This window comes from Acaryochloris marina MBIC11017, assembly GCF_000018105.1.
GTDB classification, from domain to species: Bacteria; Cyanobacteriota; Cyanobacteriia; order Thermosynechococcales; family Thermosynechococcaceae; genus Acaryochloris; species Acaryochloris marina.
In genome coordinates this window covers 26,419-40,192 of the sequence record NC_009931.1, presented here as the reverse complement: position 1 = coordinate 40,192, position 13,774 = coordinate 26,419, and the positions used below count along the sequence as shown (strand labels likewise).

The window sequence follows — 13,774 nt, the reverse complement described above, 5'->3', positions numbered from 1 at the left end:
AACAAATTTACTGACCAGTTGCTTACTGGCAGGCTTCGCAGTCATCAAAGTTGGCATCGCCAGGGGATAAGCTACAAACCTGACCCAAGTTTTCAGATTTTGAGGTAGTGAGTATATTGCCTATACCATTGCTGCTGCCGTTATTGGATACCGCGTTGAGGCTACTGGCTGGAGCCGTCGATTTTTCAACATGGGTGGCACCGAGGGAGCGAAGATAGTAGGTGGTTTTTAAGCCACGCTGCCACGCCAGCTTGTAGATCTGATCGAGCTTTTTGCCCGATGCTCCGGCCATGTAGATATTGAGCGATTGAGCCTGATCGATCCACTTACTGCGACGGGCCGCAGCTTCCACAATCCAATTGGGTTCAACCTCGAAGGCGGTAGCGTAAAGCTGGCGTAGCTCTGGCGGAATCCGATCGATTTTTGCCAAACTGCCGTCGAAATATTTAAGGTCGGCAATCATAACTTCATCCCAAAGTTCACGGACTTTGAGGTCGCGCACCAAATACTCGTTGACGACGGTAAACTCCCCTGACAGATTTGATTTGACGTACAGATTTTGGTAGGTTGGCTCGATGCAAGCAGAGACACCAATGATGTTGGCAATGGTTGCGGTGGGGGCGATCGCAACGCAGTTCGAGTTTCGCATTCCATGCTGGGCAATCCGGTCTCGCAGCAGATCCCAATCCATCGTAGAAGACTCATCCACCTCCACAAATCCACCGCGTACTTCTTTGAGAAGTGCCAGGGTATCTTGGGGTAAAATACCGCGATCCCACAGTGACCCTTTGTAGGTGGAGTACCGACCGCGTTCTTGGGCCAGTTCGGTCGAAGCCCAGTAGGCGTAGTAGCAGACGGCTTCCATAGCGCGATCTGCAAAGTCAACCGCATCTTGAGAGGCGTAGGGCAGGCGCAGTTGGTGCAGACAGTCTTGGAAGCCCATAATCCCCAAACCCACGGGGCGATGCTTGAGGTTAGAATTCCGCGCTGTGCTGACGGCATAGTAGTTCAGGTCGATCACATTATCCAGCATCCGCATGGCAATGGTGATGGTGTGTTGCAGCTTGGCTTGATCGAGCTGCATTTGACCGTTTTTCTCCACCATGTGATTAACAAGATTGACTGAGCCAAGATTGCACACGGCTATTTCATTTTCATTCGTGTTGAGCGTAACTTCGGTGCAAAGGTTTGAGCTATGCACCATGCCAATATGCTGCTGAGGCGACCTCACATTACAGGGGTCTTTAAACGTAATCCAGGGGTGGCCAGTTTCAAACAGCATCGACAGCATCTTGCGCCAGAGGGTATTGGCGGGCACGGTCTTGAAAGGCTTCAGTTCGCCCTTTGCAGCCTGCTGCTCGTAGGCCAGGTAAGCAGTTTCAAATTCTTTGCCCACTTTGTCATGGAGATCCGGTACTATATCCGGCGAAAACAGCGTCCAGTCGCCATCTTCCATCACCCGCTTCATAAATAGGTCGGGAATCCAGTTGGCGGTGTTTATGTCGTGGGTGCGGCGGCGATCGTCTCCGGTATTTTTGCGGAGTTCTAAAAACTCTTCGATATCCAAATGCCAGGTTTCTAAATAAGCGCATACGGCTCCCTTTCTTTTGCCTCCTTGATTCACAGCAACTGCCGTATCGTTAACGACCTTGAGAAACGGTACTACGCCTTGAGATTTACCGTTGGTGCCTTTAATATGAGCACCTAGCGCCCGTACTGGTGTCCAGTCATTCCCCAGCCCCCCGGCATATTTGGAGAGCAGCGCGTTGTCTTTTATTGCGCTATAAATGCCGTCGAGGGCATCCGGTACCGTCGTCAAATAACAAGAAGAAAGCTGAGATCGCACCGTCCCCGAGTTGAACAGCGTGGGGGTCGAACTCATGAAATCAAACTTCGATAAGATGTCGTAGAACTCCGCTGCCCGTTCTTCACGATCGATTTCGTTCAGGGCAAGTCCCATGGCCACACGCATAAAAAATGCCTGGGGTAGCTCAATCCGTCGATCTTCTGTATGCAGAAAATAGCGATCATAGAGGGTTTGTAACCCCAGATAGCCAAACTGAAGATCACGCTCAGCGACAAGGACCGAACCTAATTTCTGCAAGTTAAATTGAGCGAGCTTTTCGTCTAGTAGTCCGGTTGCAATACCTTGCTGAATAAAGTGGGGAAAATATTCAGCGTAGCGGGCTTGCATCTCTGCTTGAGTTACTTCTGCACCCAAGACCTCCTGGCGAATCCTGTGCAGAAGAAGTCTTGCCGTGACTTTGCTGTAGTCTGGATCTTTTTCAATGTGCGATCTCGCCGCCAATATCGCTGACTTATGTAGTTCTACCACCGACGCTCCATCGTAAATATTTTTGAGGGCTTCATCAGCGATCGCCTTGCCACTCACCGTATCTCCGAGGTTGATGCAAGCGGAATCAACCAAATCGTTGAAGCGCTCCAAATCAAGTAATACGCGATCACCGCCATCCATCAGGTAAATTGGAGCTGCCTCTATGCCATGCTGTTGGGTACGTTTTTGAGAACGCTTTTCGCGATACAGCACATAGGCGCGAGCGACATCATGCTCGCCAGAGCGCATTAAAGCCAGCTCCACCTGATCTTGAATATCTTCAATGTGAAAGGTGCCGCCAGTGGGCTGACGGCGCTTCAAGGCGGTAACAACATTGGTGGTCAGCGTTGCCACCAGCTCACGCACTCGCGCAGAGACTCCACTCTGCACACCTTTGACAGCAAGAAACGCTTTGGTCATTGCGATCGCGATTTTGTCCGCCTCAAACCCAACAACGCTGCCATTGCGGCGAATGACTTTGTACTCGGCGTCAAGCCCCTCCACAGACCCACCCTGAATAGGAGGCAGTATTGATAAGGGAGCAGACTCTAACTCTTTTGTGTCTGGCATTGCTTTAGCGTCCTTAATTGAAGTTTTTAGAGGCTGCTCTAAAGATTTAGAGTAGATTTCAGCCTTAGTCTGGAAAGGCCCATCTGAAGTAAGCGCTTGACAGGTTTCAGTGATCCCATCTTTTGGATCTTCTATGTCGCTGATTACGAGGATGGGGTCATGGATCCGAACTTCGGAAATTTCCAGCGTTTGCAGTTAAGTCAACCAGAGTACAGCGGAACTAAGTTGCTCAGATGTGTGGCAAAATTGCCCTCCAAGCGGCTTAATTTCATCAATGTCACTGGGCTGAAGATGAAGTTGGCCTTCAATCAAATAGAAAGACTTAGCGCAGAGTCTGTTGCAGGTTACGTTGATGGCTCAGAACTAAAGCGGTGTAGAACGCAAACAGCGCGATTGCCCACAGCACCTCTCGTCCTAGCATCTATAGAAACACATCAGCCGTGAGACCATGCATTTGCACCCATTGATTGACCAGCAGCGTACCGCTTTGATAGAGACAAAAACCAAGCAACAATGAAATGCCTAGCCATAAACTTTGTGCCCACCAACTGCGACGACTAAAGGGGGGCCGAATTGAGGCAACCAAGGCAACTGCAATGGTCCCCAGTCCCATAGACAGGCCCCACAGGAGTGAGATCGCACTGAGAGGATATTGCAGAACGGTAAAACCAAAGAATTGATTAACCAACCAAATCAACCCAGCAGAGACAATGGCTTGTCTGCGATTAAGAGTGACTCCCGCCAGCGATGCCAAGCTAACTAAAGGGACATGAGGATAGATGAAGTTACTGGCGCTACCAATGGCAAGTAGGTTATATCTCCACAACCTGTTCGTGGCTACAGCCAGACGCTTGGTTTCCCAGTTGAAATCGAAAAAAGCTATCAGACATTACCTGTACCTCGCAGATAGTTATGTAACGGGTTTTCAACCGGTGGGCATTCTGGCTTAGAGAGTTGCGTCTCTCCTTACAGCTGCGGGACAGCGCCGGATTCACACCGGACTTTCCCCCTTACGTCTGATGGCTGTTTCCCATCAGAACCGATTTGCTCGACACTATAACATAGCTCAGAGACATTCATATGGTTTCGAGCCTCGGCTCATTCAGGCGCTAACTCGTCTATCATCACCGCATCTAGCGAACCCATAAAGAAGAAGGTGCCACAGACAGCGTAATTTTATGTTTAGATAGTCTAATTTTTTTGCACCGTCAACTACCATGAACCTTTTCAAGGATGTTCATGGTAGTTGCGGGCCAAATCGATAAAGGCATTGATATAGTCAACTTCGAGATCAGCTTGACGGACGCCCAGGAAAATTTGTTTTTGCACGCCTTCAGGTCCCAAGCGCACTGCATGCACGGTATATTTTTCAGAGAATTCTTCTACCAACCAGCGAGGCAAAGCAGCAACACCACGGCCACAGGCTACCATTTGAAGCATTATTTCTGTGGTCTCAACCACTTTCTGCCGCCTGACCGTCATTCCCACTGGAGTGAGGAAGCGAGTATAGATATCAAGGCGATCCTGTGAAACCGGATATGTAAAGAGAACTTCTTCCCCAAGTTGCTGAGGGATCACCCAATCCTCCCCCCGAAGTTGATGCTCAGATCCGACCACCAAGACTTGTTCGTAATCGAAAACGGGCACAAAATGTAGCCTTTTCTTCAGAAGTGGATCGGGAGTTACCAGCAGGTCGATTTCGTGAGCAAATAAAGCCCCGATGCCGCCGAATTGGAATTTTTGTTTAATGTCAAAATCCACCGATTCCCAGGCACGCAAGTAAGGGCCAGTGATTTTCTGGAGCCACTGATAACAAGGATGGCACTCCATACCAATTCGTAATGTTCCCCGTTCACCACGGGCGAATTGTTCTAATCGTTCTTCTGTGTGGACGAACTGGGGAATCAGGCGGTTGGCCACGGCCAACAAATGGGTGCCAGCTTGGGTGAGACGAAGGCTGCGTCCTTCCCGATACCAAAGCTTCACCCCAATCTGATCTTCCAGCTTGCGCATACTGTGGCTCAGCGCCGATTGCGTTAGGTGTAGCGCATTCGCGGCGGCGGTCATAGTCCCATGCAGGTCAACCGCACGGATGATCTCAAGGTGGCTACGTTCGAGCAATGTTATCGGCCTTCAATGAATTTTACTCATTATTTCATGAATAATAACCATTTGTATTCATCAATTAACGCTGATAGCATCATTGCCATGCCAATGGGCAACAAGGGAATCACCTCAAAAAAAATCGCTGGGATAATACCCGCACATCGGAGCCAAGTTTATGAGTCAATGCAATAAGTCCCCGATCAAAACACATTCGCTGGGATACCCGCGCATCGGAGCCAAGCGTGAATTAAAAAAGGCTACGGAAGCCTATTGGAAAGGCGACCTTCCTCTTTCCGAGCTGCTCGTCACGGGCAAGACTTTGCGCGAAACCAACTGGAAGAAGCAACAGGCCGCCGGACTAGATCTCATCCCGGTCAATGACTTCTCCTTTTATGACCAAGTGCTCGACATGAGCTGCCTGCTTGGCAATGTGCCACCGCGCTTTCAGTGGCAAGGCGGGCAGACAGACATCAACACCGCTTTCACCATCGCTCGTGGTACGGAAGGCGGCACTTCTTGGGTTGAGGATGAGAAGGACTGCCAGACGAGCAAGGTTTCCACTTTTGCTAGCGAGATGACAAAGTGGTTCGATACGAATTACCACTACATCGTGCCTGAGTTTCGGGGGGACACAACATTCTCCCTTAGCAGCACCAAAGTCTTTGATGAACTCGCGGAGGCTAAGGAACTGGGGATTAACGCGAAGCCAGTGCTCGTCGGTCCCGTGACTTATCTCTCCCTAGGCAAGGTACAGGGTTCTAACAACCCGGACTTCGATCCGTTGACTCTCCTCGACAATCTTGTCTCCGTCTATGTAGAGATCCTCGACAAGCTTGCCGCCGAAGGGGCGGAATGGATACAGCTCGATGAACCGATTATTTCCACCGACCTGAGCAATTTACAGCGCGAAGCTTTGAAGGTGGCATACGATCGTCTCTCTAAGGTCCAAGGCTCAGCAAAGTTGCTCGTCACCACATATTTTGGTGGCGTGAGAGATAATCTTGATGACTACCTTGCGTTGCCGGTTGACGCCTTGCATTTTGATTTCGTGCGAGGTTCAGAAGACATTGACTCTGTTCTGGATACCTTCCCGACTAACAAAATTCTCTCCGTAGGAATCGTCGAAGGCCGCAATGTCTGGAAAAATGATTACGATGCCTCACTAGAATTTTTGAAGAAGGCCAAGGTTGTTGTTGGCGCGGATCGGCTTTGGGTCGCACCTAGCTGTTCATTGCTACATTCGCCCGTCACCCTGCAAAACGAACAAAAGCTGGATGATGAGCTGAAAAGTTGGCTGGCCTTTGCCGACGAGAAACTCACGGAAGTCACCGAACTCCGGCAGCTTCTCGATGAAGTCGGAAGTGAAGAAATGCTTGAAACCAACCGTGCCGCCGTTGCTTCTCGAAAGTCTAGCAAGCGTATCCACAATGATGCTGTGAAAAAGCGCCTTGCTGGGGTTAAGCCCAGCGATTTCGATCGCGCCTCAGCCTTCGTTGAACGCCAGACCAAGCAGCGAGCCAAACTCCGTTTGCCGGAATTCCCGACCACGACCATCGGCTCATTCCCTCAGACCAAGGAGGTGCGCCTAGCACGCGCCCAGTGGAAAAAAGGGAAGCTAAGCGATGCGGACTACGACCAGTTCATGAAGGAAGAAATTGCTAAATGCGTTGCGTTCCAAGACGAGATCGGGATTGATATGCCTGTTCACGGCGAGTTCGAGCGCAATGACATGGTGGAATACTTTGGAGAAAATCTCGAAGGCTTTACCTTTACCAGCACGGGTTGGGTGCAGAGCTTTGGCACTCGCTACGTGAAACCACCGATCATTTTTGGCGATGTCAGCCGATCCAAGCCCATGACTGTCTACTGGTCTGAGTATGCTCAATCGTTGACGGATCGCCCGATGAAGGGGATGCTAACCGGCCCGGTTACGATCCTCCAGTGGAGCTTCGTGCGTGACGACCAGCCGCGCTCCGTCACCACACATCAGATTGCCCTGGCCATTCGTGATGAAGTGGTGGACCTCGAAGCTGCCGGGATTGCCGCCATCCAGATCGATGAACCGGCCTTCCGTGAAGGTCTGCCGTTACGCAGGAGCGAGTGGGATAACTATCTCAACTGGGCAGTGAAGGCATTTCACCTCAGTGCTTGCGGTGTGGAGGATGAAACCCAAATCCACACCCACATGTGTTACTCCGAGTTCAACGATATCATCGACTCTATCGCCGCTATGGATGCTGACGTCATCACCATTGAGACCTCGCGCTCAAATATGGAGCTGCTCGATGCCTTTGTAGACTTTAAGTATCCAAATGAGATCGGTCCAGGTGTCTATGACATCCACTCACCACGGGTACCCCCCACCGATGAAATGAGTAATCTCATGTCAAAAGCGGAAGCTGTGTTACCGCGTGAGCACCTCTGGGTCAACCCGGATTGTGGTCTCAAGACTCGCCAATGGTCGGAAGTGAAGCCTTCACTTATCAATATGGTCGAGACCGCATCAAAACTTCGCGCTACGAATTGTTGAACTTGGGGTGGTGAAAGCGTAGCTGAAAGCAAGAGTAATAAGCCTGAAAGCATTACTAAATAAAGGTTATAGCTTATTTCTTTTGAACTATAATAGTCCTATGAAATAAGATATCCCTTGATCGCTCAACGAGTTTACGTTGTTTCAGGCTTTATTTTTGCTCTTATGGCACTTCGTTGCGTACGCTTTCACTAACCCTTCTAAGAGTGACTGCGCTGTCGGCTCCTCAGTTTACGATGAGTTGAGAGACAAGAATCCTTCTAATCACTGCGGTCTTTGCTGTTGGCTAAGGGAACCTTGCTGGTTACAGACTAGCGATAGATTTTGCATTTCCCGTGCATCAATCCCTAAATGGACCACAACTTGAAACCGATTGGCTTTTGAAAAGCGGGTGGCAAAAAGCTTTTTAAGTGGCGGAGGCTGAATTCATTACCTTCAGCCGCAAAGCGAATTTTGCTTGAATAGCGGTTTCAAAATGATCAGATTACTCTCCATGGGGTGTATTAGTTTTGGTGGGGAAGCATCCTTTCAGCTTTCTTTTCTAGCCATTGTTGAATCAACTCATACTGTCTCTGAAGGGGATGCTGATAGTGAAGGTTGAACCCACCCCAGGCTCACTTATTAGCTCGACTCGACCTCGATGGGCTTCAGCAATGGCTTTATCAATCGCTAAGCCCATACCAGATCCTTCTCGTGACCATTGAGGTTAAAATTGAATTTCGGTGACATAGATATCCATACAAAACCCACTCGTTGAGTTCAATGATTGGGGGACGAAAGACAGGCAAATTACCCCATAAATGTAAGTCAGCTTAAAGGTATGTGTATTACTCTTAACTGACACTATCTGGCTCTTCCTTTAGACTTGAGACAACAAGCCTGGGTGGACTCATGGCTAAGAGATGTAGTCACTGTAATAGCACTGCCCTAAAACGGTCTAGACATAAAAACTGCGCTGAAAAGCTCCTGTTGGTTATCAGAATCAGACCGTACCGTTGCCGTGATTGCGGAAAAAGAAGCTTCCTCTTTTTCTAACTGAGAACGGTTAAACTTCCCCATCACAGCGCCCATAGCATTAGGCTCATCTAATTCACACTGATTGAGAAGATAATATAAAGTCTATTCTTTGAGAGAAGAAGCAACGGAAAGGAAATAACTATCTCCTTGAGGCTGCAAGTCAAAATTAGCAATATAGCGCTGAAAACTTGAAAAATAACAGTCTTTGCGCTCAATCATCTGATGGATTAAGGTTTGCAACTCCGCTCGACTCTTTTGGTTCATCCCAGAGGCAGCTTCTGACAAAATAATTTCTATAGCTTCTTGGCGGTCCTCATCGGGTAATAAGGCGATATTCCAGGCAAGAACAGCAATACTCAGCAAGGATTCCACATCTTCAAAACTAGAAGTTGTTTCTTTGTAGGGATCAATAAATTCCTCCAAAACGTCAGACATTTTGGTAATGCCCTTTGGGCTAGTGGCTATGTCCTTAATAAGGTCTTTTCCAGTTGTTTTCTTAACTTTTTTTTGCAACCGATTGAAGGATTGAGCGGTTGTTTGCTCATCATCTTGTTGTTGATGGAGTAATTCACTAAAACCTTTAGATTTCCTAGCCATAATGGTTCTTCTAATGAGTCTCCTTAAGATTAAGCAGTCAGATGCAAACTAGATTAACAAGAATTGGTAATGAGCAATGAAATCCCTCCCGAAACATAGTTAGGGAGGGGAAGAACGCATATTTTTAGAATAAATCCAAGAACAGACAAATTACTTCGGTGTTGGCTAATCAACAGAACGGCAAATTTCAAATCTATACAGGTTAAGAAAACCCGGAACAATATACAGGTGAGATAGATTTGGCGCCTGCATAGTCTCTGGAGTCGATAAAGACGACTTAAAAAAGTTTTTCCAGATCTAATGAGTAATGGAGACCCGTTCTAAACTGGTTTAGATACTAGCGAGTCCCTACCGACGTGTCCCTATCCACAAATTCCCCCGAGAAGCAGGAAGATTTATCTGCCGTTAGAGCAAGCCTAGTCAACAAGTATGAACAACTTTCTGATCTAGAACGAGAAATTATTCAAGCTGTTTCAGTTATTTACACATCCACAAGCCGCACTGCCCTGTTATCTTGCTTGGCAACGATAGGAACCCTTAGCCCAAAGCAAAAAAAGCTGACTAGCTCAACCATTCGGCCCTACATTGAAAATCTCCTTAACTTAGAAGTTCTACTGATGGAGAATACTAAGCTCCGAGTACACCCCTTAATCATTGAGATTGCCACAAGAGATGCCGTGGCCAAAGGTAAGTTCAAAGCAATGGTTGAAGCGGTAGAATCCATTATTCCATTTAAGCCAGGATGGAATGGTAAAGGACTGAGTTTTGATGATTACCAGGAATTTATCCGTGCTTTTCGCATGGGCTTTTATCAGAAAGATTTTGAAGCCATTGCTGAGTATTGCCAAGATTACTATGCCTACGGCTACAGGAGTGACAAGATTGCGTTAGATGAGGTTCTTGACCTCGTTTGTAATAATCCCTTTGATCGGTACTGGTTTTGGACCATTCCCATGGAACTAGCTGATCTATTTCTGGTCAATGGGTTACTCACCGATTCCCTCATGTTGTTCTCTGCTGATGACAAGTTAGAGGTTCTCATTGAAATTTGTGAGGACGTAGGCGGAAACTATCTCAGTATTGTATTAGCCGAACAACTGATATTAAGAGGACGGATTGAAGAAGCTAAAGCCTGTCTCGTTGATATCCCTGCAGACTATGAACATGATGCCCTGGCTATCCAAGGATGGTTGGCCTGTTTGGAAGGTAATTTTGATGCCGCGATTGCTGCATATGTGGAGGCATTGAAAGCATTAAGGAAACTCACTAGCAAACGCAAAGTTTATTTTGAGTCCATCAGCGGCATTTTCTATTTATTGACACTCCTCCATGAAGGATCCAGGGCATCACTCAGTTCAGCGATTTGCTATATCGACTTGATCCTTGAGTCCGAAGACCATTGGCTCTCTCAGATTTATTCCCTGCTCAAAAAAGTCCTATTGATCCAACAAGGTGACTTATCCTACCAAAACTCAGTGATCAATACCTCTGTACTGCCCTACCAATATGGCCAAAGCTTACAAACCCTGATCAGTGCATTATGTGTCCATTGGGTTGACCCCAGCTCAGCAAAAACAGCTTTAGTCGAAGTCCTTGTTCCATATTGTTGTCAAGCCTATAACTCTGGATATGGTTGGCTGGCTTCTGAAGCGAAAGCTTTAATTCAACAACTGGCTTCTGAACAACCTGCTACTAAACCAAAGTTGCCTGACCTGCCGACACCTCAGTTTCCCCTAGCCAAATTAGTCACTGCTCAGGAGGATTGGCAGCTCAGCTTAAAAGCCTTAGAACAGTTAAATTCCGAATTTCTACTAAATGACGGAACGGGAGCCATTTCTCGGCTGGCTTGGTTTGTGTCTATCGGATCTGAGAACGTCACACTCGAACCCAAAGAACAGAAACGCAATGCCAAGGGAGGGTGGAGCAAGGGGCGCAAGATTGCCCTGAGCCGTCTGTTCAATCAACCCAAAAGCCTGGGCTATCTCACAACTCAAGACTTGAAAACTTGTGCTGAGATTGAAGACCAAGTGAGCTACTATTTTGGCTACCATAAAACGGAATATCAGTTCAAGGAACAAGCCATTGCTCAATTGGTGGGTCATCCCGCTGTCTTTTGGGCGGGTCTGCCCTCCACCCGCATTGACATCATCAAAGGCGAACCTGAGCTATTGGTCAAAGAAAAAGATCAGGGAAAGCTCACTTTAGAACTACATCCTCCAATACCCAGAGCGAAAGACATTCTGGTCACTCAAGAAACACCCACTCGCCTGAAAGTCATTGAAATCAATGAAAGTCACCGCCGCATTGCCAAGATCTTGGGAAAATACAACTGCCTCAATGTACCCAAGACGGCTAAAGAGCAAGTGCTTTCAGCTATTAGCTCTATATCAGGACTTGTTACAGTTCAGTCGGATATAGGCGGTGGCACTGAAAACGCTGAGTTAGTTGCGCCCCATCCGATCCCTCATGTCCATCTCTTTCCTGCAGGGGATGGCCTCAAAGCCATGATTAGGGTTCGGCCTTTTAGGAACTGTGGTTCTTATTTTCCTCCTGGATCTGGGGGGAGCACGGTGATTACCGAAATTGAAGGAAGACGGTTGCAAACCAATCGCGATTTAGCGGAAGAAGAACAATTGGCACAGAAGACCATCCATTCATGCCCCACCCTTAGCCAATATGGAGATGATAATGGAGAATGGCAAATCACGGAGCCAGAAGACTGTTTAGAACTCCTCTACGCTCTACAATCCCTCTCCGATCAAGTCATCGTGGAATGGCCCGAAGGCGAAAAATTTCGGATTTCACATCGAGCAGACTTAGACCATTTCAAATTAAAGATTAGCCAACAACAAGATTGGTTTGCGATCCAAGGTGAGGTAAATGTTGATAACACTCTTGTCCTAGACCTTCAAAAGCTATTGGCTTTGCTCGATGAGACATCTGGGCGGTTTATCAAACTAGAAGAGGGTCAGTTTCTGGCCCTAACCCAGTCTTTTCGCAAGCGACTGGCGGAATTGCAGGCTTTATCCGAACCCAATGGGAAGGGTTTAAGGTTTCACCCTCTAGCCTCAGTAGCCCTAGAAGATCTGGTTGAGGATATCGGGAACCTACAAGCAGATAAACACTGGCGTGATCAAAAACAAAGGCTAAACCAGATAAAAAATTTTGAACCTGAGATTCCTTCAACATTGCAAGTCCAATTGCGAGACTATCAAATTGAAGGATTTCGCTGGTTGGCTAAACTTTCCCATTGGGGAGTTGGAGCTTGTCTTGCAGACGACATGGGTCTGGGAAAAACTCTGCAGGCACTAGCAGTGATTCTTACCCGTGCCCCTCATGGTCCAACTCTGATTGTGGCTCCCACCTCTGTTGGCATGAATTGGCACAAGGAGGCCAAAAGATATGCTCCCACTCTCACACCACTGCAATTTGACAATAGTAATCGGCAACAGTTATTAGAGCATCTCAAGCCCTTTGACATGCTTATTTGTAGCTACGGGCTCTTGCAGCAAGCGGAAGTGGCTGAGATGTTAGCTCAGGTGAGGTGGCAAACAATTGTTCTAGATGAGGCCCAAGCGATAAAGAATTTTTCAACGAAAAGATCTCAAGCCGCTATGAAACTCCAGGGTGAATTGAAGATTATTACAACGGGCACCCCTATTGAGAATCATTTAGGTGAATTATGGAACCTATTTCGATTCATCAATCCAGGATTATTGGGATCTTTAGATAGCTTTAATCAACGTTTTGCCATTCCGATTGAACGGCACCAAGATAAAGCCGCTCGGAGTTGCTTAAAGAAGTTAATCCAACCATTCATCCTCCGACGAACGAAAAGCCAAGTCTTAGAGGAATTGCCCTCTCGAACTGAAATTGTTCTACAAGTCGATTTAAGCCCAGAAGAGCTAGCCTTCTATGAGGCTTTAAGACAGGACGCATTGGCAAAATTGAACGAGAGTGACGCTGCCAGTGGTCCTAAACATATCCAGGTTCTGGCTGAACTAATGCGCTTACGAAGGGCTTGTTGTAATCCTCGCTTGGTCCTTCCAGAAACAGATTTACCCAGTGCGAAGTTGCAGCTCTTTGCAGAGGTACTCAATGAATTGCTCGATAACAAACATAAGGCATTAGTCTTTAGCCAGTTTGTGGATCATCTCGAAATAATTCGCCGTTACTTAGATGAACAACAAATCCAATATCAATATCTAGACGGTAGTACCCCAGCGAAAAACCGGCATAAACGAGTGGATGCATTCCAGGCTGGAGAGGGTGAGATTTTCTTGATTAGCCTTAAAGCAGGAGGCACTGGGTTAAATCTCACGGCTGCAGACTATGTCATTCATATGGATCCTTGGTGGAACCCTGCCGTGGAAGACCAAGCTTCAGATCGGGCTCATCGGATTGGTCAACAGCGTCCCGTTACAATTTATCGACTTGTAGCAAAGGGTACGATTGAAGAAAAAATTGTTGAACTGCACAACCAAAAGCGAGACTTGGCAGATAGTCTCTTAGAAGGGGCCGACATGAGTGGCAAGGTAAGCACTGATGAACTGCTAAGGCTCATGCAGCAAAATTAGTCTGAAGATCTTTGACAAGTATGAGCAATCAGTTTACCGATT

General features: G+C 47.4%; 7 protein-coding genes and 1 riboswitch. Of the genes, 2 read left to right on the top strand and 5 right to left on the bottom strand.

From position 1 onward, the window contains the following. Nucleotides 1–22: 22 nt before the first annotated feature. The 3 genes from AM1_RS35600 to AM1_RS35590 form a co-directional block, all read right to left on the bottom strand. Nucleotides 23–2,905, bottom strand: coding sequence for a ribonucleoside-diphosphate reductase subunit alpha (locus AM1_RS35600; protein WP_012168121.1), 2,883 nt, complete (start codon nucleotides 2,903–2,905; stop codon nucleotides 23–25). 421 nt (nucleotides 2,906–3,326) lie between these two features. Further along, a complete protein-coding gene (locus tag AM1_RS35595; protein ID WP_148216113.1) occupies nucleotides 3,327–3,659 on the bottom strand; it encodes a hypothetical protein in 333 nt (110 codons plus the stop codon). A 160-nt stretch (nucleotides 3,660–3,819) separates the two neighbouring features. Then, a riboswitch (cobalamin riboswitch) is annotated at nucleotides 3,820–3,964 on the bottom strand. Nucleotides 3,965–4,132: 168 nt separating this feature from the next. Beyond that, entirely contained in the window at nucleotides 4,133–5,026 is an 894-nt protein-coding gene (locus AM1_RS35590; RefSeq protein ID WP_012168118.1) for a LysR family transcriptional regulator, read from the bottom strand. Nucleotides 5,027–5,186: 160 nt separating this feature from the next. Between AM1_RS35590 and metE the strand changes: the two genes are divergently transcribed. Then, complete coding sequence (gene metE / locus AM1_RS35585; protein WP_012168116.1) at nucleotides 5,187–7,541, top strand: 5-methyltetrahydropteroyltriglutamate--homocysteine S-methyltransferase; 2,355 nt, start codon at nucleotides 5,187–5,189, stop codon at nucleotides 7,539–7,541. Between the two features lie 556 nt (nucleotides 7,542–8,097). Here the strand turns inward: metE and AM1_RS39410 are convergent. Then, nucleotides 8,098–8,220 (bottom strand): ATP-binding protein, encoded by a 123-nt coding sequence (locus AM1_RS39410; RefSeq protein ID WP_012168115.1) that lies wholly within the window; start codon nucleotides 8,218–8,220, stop codon nucleotides 8,098–8,100. A gap of 440 nt (nucleotides 8,221–8,660) precedes the next feature. Continuing rightward, nucleotides 8,661–9,155 carry a hypothetical protein gene (locus tag AM1_RS35580; protein WP_012168113.1) on the bottom strand — a complete coding sequence of 165 codons (495 nt, stop codon included), beginning with the start codon at nucleotides 9,153–9,155 and terminating at the stop codon, nucleotides 8,661–8,663. Nucleotides 9,156–9,511: 356 nt separating this feature from the next. Here AM1_RS35580 and AM1_RS35575 point away from each other — a divergent pair, with 356 nt between their 5' ends. After that, the gene (locus AM1_RS35575) at nucleotides 9,512–13,732 is read left to right on the top strand and encodes a DEAD/DEAH box helicase (protein WP_012168112.1); all 4,221 of its coding nucleotides are present in this window, start codon (nucleotides 9,512–9,514) and stop codon (nucleotides 13,730–13,732) included. The last annotated feature ends 42 nt before the right edge of the window (nucleotides 13,733–13,774 follow it).